16 protein-coding genes are annotated in these 15,486 nt (G+C 75.0%); 8 read left to right on the top strand and 8 right to left on the bottom strand.

Annotated features, from left to right (window positions below):
- Nucleotides 1–298 precede the first annotated feature (298 nt).
- The 3 genes from ACYVGT_RS00390 to ACYVGT_RS00380 all read right to left on the bottom strand — a co-directional run bounded on the left by ACYVGT_RS00390 (nucleotide 299) and on the right by ACYVGT_RS00380 (nucleotide 3,766).
- Complete coding sequence (locus ACYVGT_RS00390) at nucleotides 299–1,450, bottom strand: ADP-ribosylglycohydrolase family protein (RefSeq protein ID WP_460854288.1); 1,152 nt, start codon at nucleotides 1,448–1,450, stop codon at nucleotides 299–301.
- Between the two features lie 217 nt (nucleotides 1,451–1,667).
- Nucleotides 1,668–2,411: an SDR family NAD(P)-dependent oxidoreductase gene (locus ACYVGT_RS00385; protein ID WP_460854287.1), complete on the bottom strand. Its 744-nt coding sequence runs from the start codon at nucleotides 2,409–2,411 to the stop codon at nucleotides 1,668–1,670.
- A gap of 152 nt (nucleotides 2,412–2,563) precedes the next feature.
- Nucleotides 2,564–3,766, bottom strand: coding sequence for a phosphotransferase family protein (locus ACYVGT_RS00380; RefSeq protein ID WP_460854286.1), 1,203 nt, complete (start codon nucleotides 3,764–3,766; stop codon nucleotides 2,564–2,566).
- Nucleotides 3,767–3,924: 158 nt separating this feature from the next.
- On the opposite strand from ACYVGT_RS00380, the gene ACYVGT_RS00375 reads away from it, so the two are divergent.
- Nucleotides 3,925–4,635, top strand: coding sequence for a dienelactone hydrolase family protein (locus ACYVGT_RS00375; RefSeq protein WP_460854285.1), 711 nt, complete (start codon nucleotides 3,925–3,927; stop codon nucleotides 4,633–4,635).
- 86 nt (nucleotides 4,636–4,721) lie between these two features.
- Here the strand turns inward: ACYVGT_RS00375 and ACYVGT_RS00370 are convergent, their stop codons facing one another.
- Complete coding sequence (locus ACYVGT_RS00370) at nucleotides 4,722–5,747, bottom strand: hypothetical protein (protein WP_460854284.1); 1,026 nt, start codon at nucleotides 5,745–5,747, stop codon at nucleotides 4,722–4,724.
- A gap of 84 nt (nucleotides 5,748–5,831) precedes the next feature.
- Nucleotides 5,832–6,494: a zinc ABC transporter ATP-binding protein AztA gene (aztA, locus tag ACYVGT_RS00365; protein WP_460854283.1), complete on the bottom strand. Its 663-nt coding sequence runs from the start codon at nucleotides 6,492–6,494 to the stop codon at nucleotides 5,832–5,834.
- Nucleotides 6,495–6,543: 49 nt separating this feature from the next.
- On the opposite strand from aztA, the gene aztB reads away from it, so the two are divergent.
- From aztB to aztD, 4 genes are all read left to right on the top strand, one after another.
- Entirely contained in the window at nucleotides 6,544–7,452 is a 909-nt protein-coding gene (gene aztB / locus ACYVGT_RS00360) for a zinc ABC transporter permease AztB (RefSeq protein ID WP_460854282.1), read from the top strand.
- Nucleotides 7,449–8,690 carry a hypothetical protein gene (locus tag ACYVGT_RS00355; RefSeq protein WP_460854281.1) on the top strand — a complete coding sequence of 414 codons (1,242 nt, stop codon included), beginning with the start codon at nucleotides 7,449–7,451 and terminating at the stop codon, nucleotides 8,688–8,690. The genes aztB and ACYVGT_RS00355 overlap by 4 nt, the downstream gene beginning before the upstream one ends.
- Nucleotides 8,684–9,685 carry a zinc ABC transporter substrate-binding protein AztC gene (gene aztC, locus ACYVGT_RS00350; RefSeq protein WP_460854280.1) on the top strand — a complete coding sequence of 334 codons (1,002 nt, stop codon included), beginning with the start codon at nucleotides 8,684–8,686 and terminating at the stop codon, nucleotides 9,683–9,685. Before ACYVGT_RS00355 ends, aztC begins: the two co-directional genes overlap by 7 nt.
- 96 nt (nucleotides 9,686–9,781) lie before the next feature.
- Nucleotides 9,782–10,969, top strand: coding sequence for a zinc metallochaperone AztD (gene aztD / locus ACYVGT_RS00345; protein ID WP_460854279.1), 1,188 nt, complete (start codon nucleotides 9,782–9,784; stop codon nucleotides 10,967–10,969).
- 154 nt (nucleotides 10,970–11,123) lie between these two features.
- Here aztD and ACYVGT_RS00340 read toward each other — a convergent pair whose 3' ends face one another.
- Nucleotides 11,124–11,762 (bottom strand): CatB-related O-acetyltransferase, encoded by a 639-nt coding sequence (locus tag ACYVGT_RS00340; protein WP_460854278.1) that lies wholly within the window; start codon nucleotides 11,760–11,762, stop codon nucleotides 11,124–11,126.
- A gap of 93 nt (nucleotides 11,763–11,855) precedes the next feature.
- Nucleotides 11,856–12,650 (bottom strand): MerR family transcriptional regulator, encoded by a 795-nt coding sequence (locus ACYVGT_RS00335; RefSeq protein ID WP_460854277.1) that lies wholly within the window; start codon nucleotides 12,648–12,650, stop codon nucleotides 11,856–11,858.
- Nucleotides 12,651–12,726: 76 nt separating this feature from the next.
- Between ACYVGT_RS00335 and ACYVGT_RS00330 the strand changes: the two genes are divergently transcribed.
- Nucleotides 12,727–13,194, top strand: coding sequence for a DUF6194 family protein (locus ACYVGT_RS00330; RefSeq protein WP_460854276.1), 468 nt, complete (start codon nucleotides 12,727–12,729; stop codon nucleotides 13,192–13,194).
- 122 nt (nucleotides 13,195–13,316) lie between these two features.
- Here the strand turns inward: ACYVGT_RS00330 and ACYVGT_RS00325 are convergent, their stop codons facing one another.
- Nucleotides 13,317–13,778 carry a PPOX class F420-dependent oxidoreductase gene (locus ACYVGT_RS00325; protein ID WP_460854275.1) on the bottom strand — a complete coding sequence of 154 codons (462 nt, stop codon included), beginning with the start codon at nucleotides 13,776–13,778 and terminating at the stop codon, nucleotides 13,317–13,319.
- A gap of 366 nt (nucleotides 13,779–14,144) precedes the next feature.
- Here ACYVGT_RS00325 and ACYVGT_RS00320 point away from each other — a divergent pair, with 366 nt between their 5' ends.
- The gene (locus tag ACYVGT_RS00320; RefSeq protein WP_460854274.1) at nucleotides 14,145–14,273 is read left to right on the top strand and encodes a hypothetical protein; all 129 of its coding nucleotides are present in this window, start codon (nucleotides 14,145–14,147) and stop codon (nucleotides 14,271–14,273) included.
- On the top strand, nucleotides 14,270–15,472 hold the full coding sequence (locus tag ACYVGT_RS00315; RefSeq protein WP_460854273.1) for a YeiH family protein: 1,203 nt from the start codon (nucleotides 14,270–14,272) through the stop codon (nucleotides 15,470–15,472). The genes ACYVGT_RS00320 and ACYVGT_RS00315 overlap by 4 nt, the downstream gene beginning before the upstream one ends.
- Nucleotides 15,473–15,486 lie beyond the last annotated feature (14 nt).

Raw genomic sequence — 15,486 nt, 5'->3', positions numbered from 1 at the left:
TCCGGCCCCGACCGGATCCCCGAATGGGCCCACCCCGGATCCGCGATTGCCCCAGACCGGATCCCCCTACTGGCCCGGGATCCGGTCCGCCCGGATAGCGGACGTCTCCGCTGCTTAGGGAACCTGGATAGGGGACGCGGCCGCGTAGGTGCAGGGGCAGACTTTTTAGAACGGGTTCGGCGAGCACAAGGCGGGACCGCCCGGGGCCCGCGGGATTCCTCTTCGAAATGTGCCGAGCAGGGGATCGTTGGCCACACCTGAGCGCATGCGGGATCGGGCATTGGCGGCCGCTCGGCGGTCAGGCGTCGGGGTAGGCGGCGTGCCAGGACATGGGCGGGGCGCCCCAGGCGCCGGTGGGGGCGTCGGGGCCGAATTCGAGGGCAAGGTCGGCTGCGAGGAGCAGGATGGCGCGGCGGGCGGGCAGTTCCGACTGCAGCCGGCCGGGGAGGGCCGGGGTGCCGTAGCGGGCGCCGATCAGCTGGCCGCACAGCGCGCCGGTGGCGTCGCTGTCGCCGCGGTGGTCCACGGCCAGCTCCAGCGCCGTGCTAGCGACCGGGCTGTGCGAGTGCCGTCGGCGGTCCGGTGCGCGCTCCGCCGCCAGTGCCGCGTAGACGGCGATAGCCAGCGCTTCAGGGCCGGTCCGGCCGGGGCCGAACCGCTCGACCGCGCCGGCCGAGGGCGGGCCTTCGGCCGCTGCGCTGACCGCGGCGTCGAGCGCCGCCGCGGTCGGCTCGTGGCCCGGGTGGCGGAGGAGTTCCTCCCGGGCGCCCCGGAGGGCGCCGGGGAGGCTGCCGCCGCGGAGCAGGGTCCAGACTGCGGCGGCGAAGGCGCCCGCGGGGAGGCGGGCGTCGGGCGACCCATGGGTGAGGGCGGCGCACTCCACCGCGGCATCGAAAGCGGCTCCCCGCTTCCAGATCAGGCCGAACGGCGCGGAGCGGACCAGCGCTCCGTTGCCCGGAGAACCGTTGATGCGCTCCGCCAGTGTGCCCAGCGGCGCCCCCGGCCGCTTGCGCGCCGCGGCTTTGCGCAGCGCCGCCATGGTGGACTTGCCCGACGGCGTGCGCCGGGAGAGCGCGGCGTCCTGCAGCAGGCCGAGGCCGATGCGGATGTCGGGAGCCGGGCCGCCTTCCACGTGGTGGAGCCAGGTGAGGTAGGCGGCCTGGACGATACCGGTCAGGGCGCCGCCGATTCCCTTGGCGCGGGCGCGGACCGACGCCTGGAGAATGGCACGCGCTGTGAGCAGGCACAGTTGGGTCTCATCGCTGACGTCCAGGCGGCGGGCACCCATGTCCAGCGCCGTAGCGTCGGGCCACGCGCCGCCCATGTCGGCGATCCGGTCGCGGCTCAGCGCCTCCAGCGGTTCGCCCAGGGCGTCGCCGATGGCCCCGCCGAGCAGGCATCCGGTGATCAGGTCGGGCAGCGGGTCTTCCGACAGCTGTTCAACGTCCACTGCCTCGTCCTCGCCCTGCACTCCGCCTCCGTGCTGCCGTACTGCCCGAGAAGCCCCTCATCGTGCTCCACTGCGCCATCCCCGGCAACCGCGCGCTTCCCGCCGTTCCCGGGGACGGGACGCCTCCAGCCGCAGACACCGATCCGCGCCTCTGCCGCTGCGGCCGGATCCGCCGGCGGGCGCAGCGGAGGCAACCGGTTCGGGCAGCCGGGCAGGGTCAGACGGCTTCGGGGTCGGGGCCGAGGACTGAGCGGCCGCCGTCGAGGGGCAGGACTGCTCCGGTGAGGTATCCGGACCTGGCGGAGAGGAGGAACTCGACGGCGTCGGCGGCCTCGCCCGGTTCGCCGGCGCGTCCGAGGGGGTGGAGGACAGCCAGTTGCGCGTCCACGCCGGGGTGGGCGCGCCGGTACTCCTCGGAGCGGGCGGTGGCGATCGATCCCAGAGCGAGCGCGTTGCAGCGGATACCGTGCGGCCCGTGGTCCACCGCGACCGCGCGCGTCAGCCCTTCGACGGCGGCCTGCGCGGTCGCGTAGGGCAGGGCGCCGCGCACCGGCCGCTGCGCCTGGTGCGATGAGACGTTCACAATCGATCCGGTGCGACCGTGCTCCAGGAAGTGGTTGACCGCGGTGTGGCACCCCACGACGGCCAAATTGAGGTTCGCAGCGATCAGGTCCGCCACCTCACGCGCCGGGGCACCGGCCAGGCCGGCGTCGCGGAAGACGGCGGCGTTGTTCACCCAGCCGTCCAGGGGCGCGCGGGACTCGGCCTCGCGGGCCGCCCGCAGCGCGGAGTCGGGATCGTCCGCATCCCCCTGGACCGCGTGGATCCGGTCCCCATCCTGGGCCGGATCCGCGGCGGGATCGAGGACGACGACGTGCCCGCTCCGGGCCAGCCGCTCCGCGACCACCCGGCCGATACCGCCGGCGCCGCCGGTCACCACGAACGAGCGCTCACGCCCCATCCGGTCTCCTTCCGTGCCCGCCCTCCGGCGCTGCTGCGGTCCACTGCCCATCGTGCTCCAGCGGGCCGCGGGCCGCCCCTCTCCTGCGGAGAAGGGGCAGCGGTCAGCGGAACCCTGCTTCGCTTCCGGTTCACCGCCTGGGCCGCCGCGGATCAGGCAGACCGGTGCGAGGCCGGCACCGCCTGGGCGAGGAGGCCGGTGGGCGAGAACAGGCCGCTTAGGTGGTGCAGGGCGAAGGCGCGGTCCGCTGCGTCGGGGTCCAGGGCCGCGTCCGCGAGTTCGGCGGCGTCTTCGAGGGTGCGGAGGCAGCGGTAGTAGGTGAGCAGCCGCGGGTCGGGGCGGAGGGTGCCGTAGCCGCTGGCGAAGTGGTCCTGGTCGGCGGCAGACGCCGGCTGGCCGGCGAGGACACCGCCGCCGAGCACGAACATCAGGTCGCGCTCGGGCGGCGCGAGGACGGCGTCGTCGAAGTCGATCAGGACCGGGCCGTCCTGGCTGGCGAGCACGTTGCCCAGGTGCGGGTCGGCGTGGCAGGGCACGGAGGCGAACTCGGCGGCGCGGCCCTGCAGCTCCGCTGCTGCCGCGAGCGCGGTGCGGTGGGCGGTGTGCAGCGCGGCGCGGTGCTTCTCCCACAGTGCGGCGGCGTGTTCCGCGGTGGCGTCGGCCGGCGGGCGGTCAGCGGCCGCGTCGACGCGGAGGAACTCCGCTGCCCAGTAGCCGGCGTCGAACCGCTCACGCGGCAGCGCGGCGCGCAGCTCGTCGCCGGGATCAAGGGCGTGCAACGCGGCCAGCAGTGCGCCGAACGCGCGCCAGCCCCCAGCGTCCAGGCCGGTGTCCATGGCGGTCGGCCCCTCGATCCACGGTGCGACGGACAGGCGCAGCGGCGGACGGCCGACTGCCTGCGCACCGCCCGCGCGCGGCGCTCCGGACTGCGCCTCTTCCGTCCCTACTGGCCGCGCTCCGAAGGCGGGCTCCTCCGGGATGGCGGCACGCGAAGCTCCGCTGGCCGGCTCGGCCAGTCCGCGGTTGCCGCGCGCGGCGCCCGGCCCGACCTCCGGTTCGGTCGCCACGGTGTCCCCGGGGAGGTCGACGTAGAGCGCGCCGGCGCGGGTGCGCAGCGGCGCCGGCGTGCTGCCCGGCCGTGCGGTGTCGAGGGCGGCGGCGAGCAGCAGGCCGGACGCCGACCCGCCGCGGGTCGCTTTGACCGCGTAGCCGCGGCTGCCGGGGCCGGTGGCCCGCCACAGCTGTGCCGCGCGGTCGGCGCCCCCGTCCACCGGCTCCAGGCGGAGACCGGCCAGTCCGTAGTGCTCGGCCAGTGCGGCGGTGATCTCCCGGGGCAGGCCAAGGGCGGTGTCCATGCGGGCGGTGTCCTCCACTCGTCGGGTTCGCGCAGCTCCGCGGCGCAGCGCCTGGCGGAAAGCGGCGCCGACACTACCGCCTCCGGCGCACCCTGCCGAAGGGTTTTCTCGCGCCAGGGCCCATGGACGGTGCGGCGGGGCGTGATTAGGCTCCGCGCATGGAGACGGTGATCCCTGTTGCGGACGGCTCGATCGGCGGCGAGCTCGCCGTCCCCGGCGCGGCGGCCGGCGCCCCGCCGTGGCCCGGCGTCGTGATCGTGCACGACGTGTTCGGCATGGGCGACGACCAGCGCAGACACACCGCGCGGTTCGCCGAGGCCGGCTTCCTGGCGCTCAGCCCGGACCTGTATGCGCGCGGGGGCCGCGCACGCTGTGTGAAGCGGGTCTTCTCCGAGATGCTCGCCGCACGCGGATGCGCCTTCAACGACATCGATGCGGCGCGGCGGATGCTGGCCGGCCGCACGGACTGCACGGGCCGGATCGGCGTGGCCGGCTTCTGCATGGGCGGCGGCTTCGCCCTGGTGGCGGCACCGTCCTTCGACGCGTCTGCGCCCTACTACGGGCAGCTGCCCAAGGACCCCGCGGTTCTGGACGGCGCGTGTCCGGTGGTGGCGAGCTTCGGCCGGCGCGACCCCCTGCTCCGCGGCGCCGCCGCCAAGCTCACCGGCGCACTGGAGCGGCGCGGCATCGAGCACGACGTGAAGGAGTATCCCGACGCCGGGCACAGCTTCGCCAACCGGCTTCCGCTCGGCCCGCTGGCGCCGGTCGCCCGCGTCGCCGGCATCGGCTTCCACGCTCCGTCCGACGACGACGCCTGGCAGCGCGTCCAGCGCTTCTTCACCGCGCACCTGTCGCCCGACCCGGAGTGATTCCGCTCGGGTCTGCCCCGCGGGCCGCGCTCGGGGAAGAGCGGCCTGCCCGGCGCGGCCGCGCCGGGCAGGGCGGGTCGGCTGCGTCAGCGGTTCACGACCGGGCGGGGCGCCCAGGAGAAGTCGCGGTCGTAGAGGTAGCGCAGCTCGGTGTCGGGGGCGAGGACCAGGTCCTGCTCGCCACCGGACAGCCGGAGGCCGCCCTCGCCGTGCTCCTCCCAGGTGAGCTCCACGGTGTGCTCGACTTCGCGGACGAGCCCCCGGTCGCCCTCGAGCACCGGGTAGAAGTCCATCTCCACTGTCGGACCGTCAACACGGTAGACGCCCTCGTGCAGGTCACCGTCGGCAGTGCGCACGGTGAACAGCGACCCGTTGTTCGCCTGGTACTGCCCGAAGGCCGCCGCCTGCCAGCGGTCGTCGCCGGCGAGCTGCGCGGCGGGCTGCGCGCTGTCCTCGGCCACCCGGTAGATACCGGCCACCGGCGAATCCGCCTCGGTGGGGCCGACCGATGGGACAAGCGCGGCGGGGCCGATCACGATGGCCAGCCCCAGGCCGGCGATGGGCCAGCGGGTGATGCGGTGCACGCGCGGCCACGGGATGGGCCGCGGCACCGCGGGGGCTCCGGTCGCGCGGCCGGCGAGGAAGCGACCGAGGCGCGGCAGGTCCGGCAGCGCGAGCACGAGACAGGCGAGGGCGAGGCCGAGGGCGAGCCAGCCGACGGGGATGTCGTAGAGCAGGTTGAGCAGGAAGACCGCGCCCATCGACGCCATTCCGAGCAGCGCGCCGAGCCACACGGTGCGCCGCCAGATCAGCAGCAGCGCGGCCAGCACTTCGATCAGGCCGGCGAGGAACTGCAGCGCCGGCGAATAGGCGAAGAAGTTCCAGAAGAGGCCCATCGGGCTCTTCTCGCCGAACGCGTAGAGGGCGGCGCTGTAGTCCAACCGCCCCATCTGCATCAGCATGAGCTTGGGCCAGCCGTAGACCAGCAGGTAGCCGAAGACGCCGAAGCGCAGCAGCGCGTGGCCCATCCACAGGGCGGTCGCCACCGGCGATACGGGTGCTGGTGCCGGCAGCGGCGCAGCGTGTCCGGTCTCGGGTTCGGGGGATGCCATCGCGGGTCTCTCTTGTGGGGGATGTCCCCCGTTCTGATGCGCCGCCGCACGCTCCGGTTCCGCGCGGCGGTTCCGGGGCTCTGGTCAGCGGACGGCCGCGGGCCCAGCGGTGATGCGGCCGTCCTCCAAGTGGAGGGTCTGGTGGCAGCGGGCGGCGGCGGCCGGGTCGTGGGTGGCCTGCACGACGGTGACCCCCGTGCCCGCGATGGCGGCGAGGATGCCGGCGACGGCCTCCTGCGACTCCGCGTCGAGCCCGGCGGCCGGCTCGTCCAGTAGCAGGATGTCGGACTCCTGGGCGAGGCCCTGCGCGATGAGCGCACGCTGGCGCTGCCCGCCGGAGAGCGATCCGAGCTGGCGGCCGGCCAGGCCGGCGATGCCGAGCAGGTCGAGGCATTCGGCGACGACCGCGCGGTCGCGGGCGCGGAGCCGGCGCCACGGGCCCAGCCGCGCCCAGCGGCCCATCGCCACGGTGGACCGGACGGTGAGGGGCAGTGCGTCCGGCACGGCGCTGCGCTGCACGACGAACGCCGGCGGCCGCTCATGGCTGCGTACGACCTCACCGCCCGAGGGCGCGTGCAGCCCGGCCAGCACCCCCAGCAGCGTCGATTTCCCCGACCCGTTGGCCCCCGTCAGCGCGGTGCTCTGCCCGGCCGGGATGACCCCGCTGACCTGGTCGAGGACCGGCCGGCCGGGGTAGCCGGCGGAGACCGAGCGCAGGGTGAGCGCCGGGAGAGTGGCGGGGGTCATCGAACCTCCAAGTGGTTTTGATAATCATTTTCATTGTACAGTCTGCCCCATGGAATGGCTCTTCGCCCCGTTCGCGGTGTCCTTCGTCAGCCGGGCACTGCTCGCGGGACTGCTGGTGGCGTGCATCTGCGCCCTCGCCGGGACCTGGGTGGTACTGCGCGGCATGGCGTTCTTCGGCGATGCGCTGTCGCACGGGATGCTGCCGGGGGTCGCGGTCGCGTCGCTGCTCGGCGGCAACCTGCTGGTCGGCGCGGCAGCGAGCGCGGCAGCGATGGCGCTCGGCGTCACTGCGCTGGAGCGGTCGCGGCGCCTGTCCCAGGACACCGCGATCGGCCTGCTGTTCGTGGGCATGCTGTCGCTCGGCGTCGTCCTCGTCTCGCACCAGCGCTCGTTCGCGGTGGACCTCACCGGGTTCCTCTTCGGCGACGTCCTCGCGGTCCGCCCGGCCGACCTCGCGGTCCTCGCCGCGGCGCTGGCAGCGGCGGCCGTGCTGGCCGCGGCCGGGCACCGGGCCTTCACCGCACTCGCCTTCGACCGCCGCATCGCCGCCTCGCTCGGACTGCGCCCGCGGCTGGCCCACGCGGCGCTGCTCGCGCTGGTGACGCTGGCAATCGTCGCGTCGTTCCAGGTGGTGGGCACACTGCTGGTGTTCGGCCTGCTCATCGCCCCGCCGGCTGCGATGGCGCTGTGGGCGCGCAGCATCCCCGCGATCATGGCCGGCGCCGCGGCGCTGGGCGGCGCGGCGACCGCCGCCGGCCTGCTCGTCTCCTGGCACTGGGGGACCGCGGCCGGCGCCACCATCGCCGGACTCGCCGTCGCCTTCTTCTTCCTCTCCGCGGCCGCCGCCGCGCTGCGCGGCCGGAGCAGCCGCACCCCGGCGCCCTCCGGCCCTCCCGAGCCCTCCGCGCCCCCCGCGTCCGCACCGCTCTCCCCGTCCGAAAGCGAGCCCGCACGATGACCGAACCGACGTCCCCCGTCCCCCGCCCCCGCCTCCCCCTGCGGCGCACAGCGCCGCCGGTGCTGCTCGCGGTGCTCCTGGCGGCCGCATCCTGCGGCGCCCCGCGGGGCTCGGACCAGGAGGGGGCCGAGGCCACTCCGCACGGCTACGTCGAGGGGGCCGAGGAGACCGCCGAGGCCCAGTGGACGCTGGTGCTTGCCGACGCCGGCACCGGCGCCGTGCACCTCTTCGACCCGGCCACCGAGGAGTCCGAAGAGGTCGGTACGGCCGACGGGGTGCAGAGCGCCGCCAGCGACGGGCGCTTCGCCTACCTCGCCGGCGCCGACGGCACCACGGTGGTGGACACCGGAACGTGGACCGTCGACCACGGCGACCACGTGCACTACTACCGCGCACCTGCGGCGCTGGTCGGCACCGCGGAGGGCGGCGGGCCGGTCCGCGCAACCGGCGACACAGCAGCCACGGCGCTGGCCGGCGGCGACGGCAGCCGGGTTCTCGACCGCTCCGCGCTGGAGGAGGGCGAGGTCACCGAGACCGGCGCGAGCGGCGCCGGCCTGCGGGTGCCCTTCTCCGGCGGAACCGTCGCCGCCGGCGGGGACGGCGGGGACGGCGTGCTGCGCTTCCTCACCCGCGCGGGAGAGCCGGCGGCTGAGCTGGACGCGCCGTGCACCGAGCCGTCAGCGGCCGCGGTCACCCGCCGCGGAGCCGTGCTGGCCTGCGAAGAGGGCGCGGTCGTCCTCGACGAGGCGGAGAAGTCCGGCGAGGCGCCGTCCGTGGTCTCCGAGACCGGCTACCCCGACGGGTTCGGGCCGCCCGAGTCGCTGGAACACCGCCCGGGCGCCCCGGTCCTCGCTGCCGTGGACGGCGACGGGGCGGTCGGGGTGTTCGACGTGGCCGAGTCCTCCTGGGAGGTGCTGGACACCGGCCAGGCAGCCGCTGCGAGCGCGGCAGGCGAGGATCTTCCGGTGCTGGTCCTGGGCAGCGACGGCACGCTGCGCGCGTTCGACCCCGCCTCGGGCGAGGAGACCGCCTCCACCGAGCTGCCGGAACCGCCGGCGGAGGACTCCCCCGGTGTGCCGTCCATCCAGATCGACACCGCCCGCGCCTACGTCAACGCCCCCGCCGGCGACGCGGACGGCGGATCGGTCACCGAGATCGACTACCAGGACGACCTGCGCACCGCGCGCACTTTCGACCTGCCCTTCAGCCCCGACCACCTCGTGGAGACCGGATGGTGACCGCCCCCTCGCCCGCAGCCCGCGCCGCCGGCGCGCCCGGCCCCGCCCGCGCGGCGGCACCGCGCGCCCGCCTCCCGCTCCTGCTGCGGACTGCCTCCGCCGGGTTCGCCGCCCTCGCCCTGGCGGCCGGCGCCGGATGCGCGGCGATCGGCGGCGACCGCAGCGGCATCGTCGTCACCACCGACATCCTCGGCGACGTGGTCCGCTCCGTCGTCGGCGACGAGGCCGAGGTGACGGTCCTGATGAAACCCGGCTCCAACCCGCACTCCTTCGGCGTCGCCGCCCAGCAGGCCGCGGCACTGGAGCAGGCCGAGCTCGTCGTCTACAACGGCCTGGGCCTGGAGGAGGGGGTGCTGCGCCACGTCGAGGCGGCGGGCGAGTCCGGCACCCCGCTGCTGGAGGTCGCCGCCGAGGTCGATCCGCTGCCCTACACCGGCGGCGAGGACGAAGGCGCGCCCGACCCGCACTTCTGGACCGACCCGGTGCGCGTGCAGAGCGCGGCGGAGGTGGTCGCCGGTGCCGTCGCCGAGCAGGTCGGCGGGGTCGATGCCGACAGCGTCGCTGCGGCCGCTGAGGACTACTCGGCACAGGTCGCCGAGGTGCACGGGGAGGCCGAAGAGCAGTTCGCGGCGCTGCCGGAGGAGCGCCGCAAGCTCGTCACCGACCACCACGTGTTCGGCTACTTCGCCCAGCGCTACGGCTTCGAGGTGCTTGGCGCCGTCATCCCGGGCGGCACGACGCTGGCCTCGCCCAGCGGTGCCGACCTGGAGTCGCTGTCCTCGGCGGTCCGCGAAGCCGGCGTGCCCGCTGTGTTCGCGGACTCGGCGCGCCCCGACCGCCTGTCGCAGGTGATGGCCGAGGAGGCCGGCGTCGAGGTCGAGGTCGTCCCGCTGTTCACCGAGTCGCTGTCCGGACCCGGCGGCGAGGCGGCCACCTATCCCGAGATGTTCCGCTCCAACGCTGAGGCGATCGCCGGCGCGCTGGCCGCGGAGTAGCCCCCCGGGCGCGGTCCCCCGCACCGCGCTCCCCCGCTGAGCAGTACCCGCGGAGCGGGAATCCCCCCGCCCCGCCCTCCCAGAGAGAGAAGAACGATGCACGACCCCACCCCGTCCCCCGCGCTCCGCGCCGCCCGCCGCGGCGGGCCCGCCGCGGCGCTGCTCGCCCTCGGCGTCCTGGCCACCGCCTGCGGAGGCGGCGGCGCCCCGGCCTCGGACGGAGCCGCCACCGAGGTCGAGGCGCCGCTGGTGGCGACCTACGACGGCGGTCTGCTGGTGCTCGACGCCGACACCCTCGACGTGGTCGAGGACATCCCGCTGGAGGGCTTCCTGCGCGTCAACCCGGCCGGCGACGGCCGGCACGTGCTGGTCTCCACCGACAGCGGCTTCCGCGTACTCGACGCGCAGGGCGCCGCGCTCACCGACACGGCGTTCGAGGCGCCCGAGCCGGGGCACGCCGTCCACCACGCCGACCGCACCGCGCTGTTCTCCGACGGCACCGGCGAGGTCACCTTCCTCAACCCCGAGGACCTGGGCGGCGGGGAGCCGGAGACCGAGACGCACACCACCGAGAACCCCCACCACGGCGTTGCCGTGCCGCTGGCGGACGGCGGCATGCTCATCACGCTCGGCGACGAGGAGGAGCGGCCCGGCGTGCAGGTCCTCGATGCAGCCGGCGAGGAGGTCGTGCGCAGCGAGGAGTGCCCGGAGGTGCACGGCGAGGCGACCGCCGCGGACGGCGCGGTCGTCGTGGGCTGCGAGGACGGCCTGCTCGTCTACACCGAGGGCGGCGACGGGATCCGCAAGGTCGACAGCCCGGACGACTACGGCCGGATCGGCAACCAGGCCGGCCACCCGGACTCGCCCTACGTGCTCGGCGACTACAAGACCGACCCGGACGCCGAGCTGGAGCGGCCGGAAAACGTCTCGGTGACCGACACTGCAGCGGGCGAGCTGGAACTGGTCGACCTCGGCACCAGCTACAGCTTCCGCTCGCTGGGCCGCGGGCCGCACGGCGAAGGGCTCGTCCTGGGCACCGACGGCGCCCTGCACGTGATCGACCCGGAGAAGGGCGAGGTCACCGACTCCCACCCGGTCGTCGACGAGTGGGAGGAGCCGCTGGAGTGGCAGGAGGCGCGCCCGACGCTGCACGTGCGCGACCACACCGCCTACGTCACCGACCCCGGCGCACAGAAGATCTACGCCGTGGACATCGAGAGCGGCGAGATCACCGACGAGGCGGAGCTTCCGGCCGCTCCGGACGAGGTCACCACCGCCGGCTGAACTCTCAGTCCCTCCCGGAAGGGGCGCCCCGCCCGACTCTCCCTCCGGGCGGGGCGCCCCCGCGCGCAGCCGCGGCCGACCACTCTCCCGGCCGCGGCTGCGCCGTTGCGGCGGGACGCGCCGCTCGGGGCCGCGGACGCCGTCCCGGCCCGCCCTACTCCTTCGGCGCTGCCGCCTCCAGCTCGTCGATGCTGCCCGCCATGATGGCGCGCACGTGCGCGGCGACGTGCGCGGCGGGCCAGTCCCACCAGGCCGCCGCGAGCAGCCGGTCGACGGTCGCGGCGTCGAAGCGGGTGCGGATGAGGCGCGCCGGGTTGCCGCCGGCGATGCCGTAGTCGGGCACGTCGCTGGTGACGACCGCGCCGGCGGCGATGATCGCGCCGTTGCCGATCCGCACGCCCGGCATGACCAGCGCACCGTAGCCGAACCAGACGTCGTGCCCCACGACGGTGTCGCCGCGGCTGGGCAGGTCGGTGAGCAGGTCGAAGTGCTCCGAACCGGCCAGGCCCACGGTGGGGAACGGGAACGTGGACGGCCCGTCCATCCGGTGGTTCGCGCCGTTCATGATGAACGTGGTGCCGGTGCCCAGGGCGCAGTACCGGCCGATCACCAGCTTGTCCGGCCCGTAGTGGTAGAGGACGTTGCGGGTCTCGAAGGCGGTCGCGTCGCCGGGGTCGTCGTAGTAGCTGTACTCCCCCACCTCGATCAGCGGCGAGGTGACGAGCGGCTTGAGGAGCACGACCCGCTTCTGCCCGTCGAGGGGGTGGAGGGTGGAATGGGGGTCGACGGGCACGCGGGCTCCTCGGGGTTCCGGCAAGCGCACTTCAGCGGGTGCGCCGCGGCGGCGCAGCGGACCGCGCCATCATGGCGCCCGGCTCCCGACCGGTCAATCCGGTTTCGGCGGACTCGCCGGCTGCGGCGCAGCTGCGGGGTTCCGCGGCTCGGCGCGCCGCCCGCTGTGCGCCCCGTCGACGACGGCGGCCAGGTCGGCTCCGGCGCGGAGCAGGGCGACCGATGCGGCGGCGATCCGGTCGAGCCGGTGCGCGAGGACCTGCTCCACCGTCCCGCCCGCCGCTTCGGCACCGGAGCTCGGCCCGGCGGCGCCGTCCAGTGTGCCGAGCACCGCGCGGATGGCGGGCAGCCCGTACCCGCCCCCGCGCAGGGCGGCGACGATGCGGGCGCGGGCGGCGTCGGCGGGCCGGTAGCGGCGCGCCCGCGACGAGGTCACCCGGGCCGGCGCCAGCAGCCCTTCCGCCTCCCAGAACCGGAGGGCGGAGGGGCGGACGCCGAGCGCTTCGGCGAGCTCGGCCACCGTCATCGCGTCGGACTCCCTCCCCGCGCCCCCCGCTGAGCCCGGCTCGCCGCGGATCGACCGCAGGGCCTCCTGGGCTCCGAGCACCTCGCGCCGATCGCGGTCGAGGCGGGCGTGCAGGGCGGTGGCCTCAGCGGCGGCGGCCTCCACCGGGAGCGCGTGCACGGCGGTCAGGACGCGGCGGGCCTCGACCGGGCCGACCGCGGCGGCCAGGCCCCGGTAGGCGCGCAGCGCGTGCACGTGGACGGGGCCGAACCGGCGGTAGCCGTTGGCGGCGCGCTCCGCCGGCGGGATGGCGCCGAGGCGCTCCAGGTCGCGGACGCGCTGCACCGAGTAGCCGGTAGCGCTGGAGACTTCTGCGGTGCGCACGGCACCATCATCCCTGACAGTCGCAGTGCGCAGGTATACCAACCCGACTCAAGCACGTGAAGGCGATGCTTGAAGCATGAAGATGAACGACTTCCTCGACACGGTCCGCGGGTTCGACGGCGCGCTGGTGGTGGTCCCCGGGCCCGGAGGGACCTTGCCCGAGATCGCCTGGGGCGACGCCTTCTGCTTCTACGCGCCCGACGGGCAGATGCCGCAGACCGTCCAGCCCTATGCCACCGCCGTCACCAAGGACTATCCGGGCGACACCGCCTCGCGGCTGGGCGGCGGACGGTGGCGGCTCAACATCAACCCGGGCCGCGCGGCGTTCACCGAGCTGACCGGGGAGCAGCCGCGATCGATCGCCGCCTCCTGGGACTACGCGGTCGACGACACGGTGCTCCCCCATCCGGTCTACGGGGAGCTCGGCTGGATCTGCATCGTCGAGCCCGGCCCGCGCACCCGCGACACGGCGCTCCAGCTGCTGCGCGATGCCCACGCCGCGGCCCGCGCCCGCTACGAGCGCCGCAGCGGCACGGGAGGCTGACACGCGGCCCTCACCGCGCAGCAGTCCTATCGCCGGCCCGGGGACTGATTGCCGGCCCGGGGACTGATTGCCGGCCCGGGGACTGATCGCCGGCCCGGGGACTGCCCGGACCCGGGATGCGGTCAGTCTCCGGGGTGGCGGAACGGGATCTCCTGGACCCGGACGCGCTCCGGTCGGATGAGCGAGACGATGGCGGTCTCGGCCGGGAAGTCGTGGCCCACGTAGTGCTGGCTCATGCGGTGCATGACGGCGACCGCCTCCGGCCCTTCGAGCTCGCGAACCACCCGGCCGCGCACGAGCACCGACCGGTAGGGGTTGCGCGCGTCGCAGACCGAGACCGCAACGCGCGGGTCGCGGCGCAGGTTGCGCACCTTCAGGTTCTCCTGTGCCGAGAAGATCGCCAGGTCACCGCCTTCGATGCTGATCCAGACCGGTGAGGTGTGCGGCGCGCCGTCGGCCATGAGCGTGCTGACGTGCGCCATGTTCCTGCCGGCCAGGAGTTCGCGGGCGGCGCCGTCGAGCGGCGCCGATGCCACGCGCTCTTCGGTTCCGGCGGTTTCAGCGGATTTATCGGTGCCAGCCATAGGGATGCCCTTCGCGGAGGTGCTGCGGAAGCCGTGCACGGCGGCAGCGCGGCCGTGCCGCGCGGAGCCGCTGCGAGGCGGCTGGTGCACGGGCGCTGCGCCGCGATCGTAAGCGGGCGTTCCTGCTCCCGGTGCGAATGCGTCCGCTTGCGGCCACGGCGGGCGCCGAAGGGGAAACGGCCTTTTGCGGCTCGGGCGGGCAGGGCTGCCGGGTGCTGCAGGCGCCTGCCCTCGGGCGGACCTGCAGCGGGCCGGCAGTCTCGGCGGTTCCGCCGGTTCCCCTCCCATTAAACCCACCAAACCGATAGGATTAAAAGACTACTGGGATCCGTCCGGCGGATCCCCCGTTTCGTCCGGGAGAGGACCATGAACGACACGTCCCCCACACCGCGGCGGCGCCCGCGGCTCACCGAGGACTGGGCCGCTACGCTGACCGGCCTCGCTCTGCTCGGCCTGTCCCTGGTCGGCATCATCCCCGCCGGGCTGATCCCGTGACCGGCGCGTCCGGGCCTCCCTCCTCGCCCGGCTCGCCGGAGGGCGCCCCGTCCTCCGCCGGAGTGTCCCCCGGCGGGCACGCACCGGCCGGACCGCCGTCCGCCCCCGACACGGTGGGGCCGGGTCGGTGGGCCTGGGCCGCCGCGGGGGCCGCCGTGGTCGTCCTCCTCGCCGCCGCGACCCGGTTCCTGGAAGCACAGGTGCCCGCCGCCGCTGCGGGCACCGCGTTCGCCGGCTTCGCCGAAGCCGTCGAGTACCCCGTCTACGCGATCCTGCTCGGCCTGCTCGGCAACCTGCTGCTGAGCGCATCCGGGCTGCGTGAGCGCCTGGCGCCCGCGTTCCGCACCGAGTTCCTGATCAAGACCGGCCTGGTACTGCTCGGCTCCACCGTCCTGTTCGACGTGGTCGTGCAGGCCGCGGGCCCCGCGGTCCTGCAGGCGCTGGCGCTGGTCACGGCGGTCTTCCTGTTCACCTGGTGGCTCGGCGGGCGCCTCGGCCTGGACAGCAGGCTGCGCGCCCTGCTGGCCTCCTCGGTGTCGATCTGCGGCGTCAGCGCGGCGATCGCGGCCGCCGGCGCGGTCCAGGCCCGCAAAGAGCAGCTGGCCTACGTCGCGGGGCTGGTGATCCTGTTCGCGGTGCCCTCCATCTTCCTGCTGCCGTGGCTGGTGGAACTCCTGGGCCTGGAGGCGGCCCAGGCCGGCGCCTGGATCGGCGGCAACATCGACACCACGGCCGCCGTGGCCGCCTCCGGAGCCATCGTCGGCGAGGAGGCGCTGCAGATCGCCTCCATCGTCAAGACCACGCAGAACGTACTGATGGGCATCGTCGCCGTGGCGCTGACCGCCTACTTCGCGTTCCGCGTCGCTCCCGCGGCCGGCGTCGAGGCGCAGCAGCCCGGCCCGGGGCTGCTGTGGGAGCGGTTCCCGAAGTTCGTCCTCGGGTTCCTGCTCGCCTCGGTGATCGCCACGCTGTGGGCCTCAGCCGGCCCGGCGGACGCGCAGTCCGGCCTGGACACCGCGAAGGCGCTGCGCGACTGGTTCCTGATCGCGGCGTTCACCAGCATCGGGCTGGAGTTCACGCCCGGGTCGCTCCGCGAGGCGGGCTGGCGGCCGATCGCCGTCTTCGGGCTCGCGACGGTGTTCAACCTGGTCGTGGGCCTCGGCCTGGCGGTGGTGCTGTTCAGCGGCTTCACCTTCTGAGGCGCGCGTTCCGG

It is taken from the genome of Nocardiopsis coralliicola (assembly GCF_054779695.1).
The sequence above is the reverse complement of the archived record's forward strand: the minus strand, read 5'-3'. Positions and strand labels throughout refer to the sequence as shown.

What these genes read in the sequence shown, in the direction of transcription:
- ACYVGT_RS00330 (WP_460854276.1), top strand. Translation starts at nt 12,727, where the DNA reads ATGAAGATGAACGACTTCCTCGACACGGTCCGCGGGTTCGACGGCGCG.
- aztC (WP_460854280.1), top strand. Translation starts at nt 8,684, where the DNA reads ATGGTGACCGCCCCCTCGCCCGCAGCCCGCGCCGCCGGCGCGCCCGGC.
- ACYVGT_RS00370 (WP_460854284.1), bottom strand. Translation starts at nt 5,747, where the DNA reads ATGGCATCCCCCGAACCCGAGACCGGACACGCTGCGCCGCTGCCGGCA.
- aztA (WP_460854283.1), bottom strand. Translation starts at nt 6,494, where the DNA reads ATGACCCCCGCCACTCTCCCGGCGCTCACCCTGCGCTCGGTCTCCGCC.
- aztD (WP_460854279.1), top strand. Translation starts at nt 9,782, where the DNA reads ATGCACGACCCCACCCCGTCCCCCGCGCTCCGCGCCGCCCGCCGCGGC.
- aztB (WP_460854282.1), top strand. Translation starts at nt 6,544, where the DNA reads ATGGAATGGCTCTTCGCCCCGTTCGCGGTGTCCTTCGTCAGCCGGGCA.
- ACYVGT_RS00380 (WP_460854286.1), bottom strand. Translation starts at nt 3,766, where the DNA reads ATGGACACCGCCCTTGGCCTGCCCCGGGAGATCACCGCCGCACTGGCC.
- ACYVGT_RS00385 (WP_460854287.1), bottom strand. Translation starts at nt 2,411, where the DNA reads ATGGGGCGTGAGCGCTCGTTCGTGGTGACCGGCGGCGCCGGCGGTATC.
- ACYVGT_RS00355 (WP_460854281.1), top strand. Translation starts at nt 7,449, where the DNA reads ATGACCGAACCGACGTCCCCCGTCCCCCGCCCCCGCCTCCCCCTGCGG.
- ACYVGT_RS00375 (WP_460854285.1), top strand. Translation starts at nt 3,925, where the DNA reads ATGGAGACGGTGATCCCTGTTGCGGACGGCTCGATCGGCGGCGAGCTC.
- ACYVGT_RS00320 (WP_460854274.1), top strand. Translation starts at nt 14,145, where the DNA reads ATGAACGACACGTCCCCCACACCGCGGCGGCGCCCGCGGCTCACCGAG.
- ACYVGT_RS00325 (WP_460854275.1), bottom strand. Translation starts at nt 13,778, where the DNA reads ATGGCTGGCACCGATAAATCCGCTGAAACCGCCGGAACCGAAGAGCGC.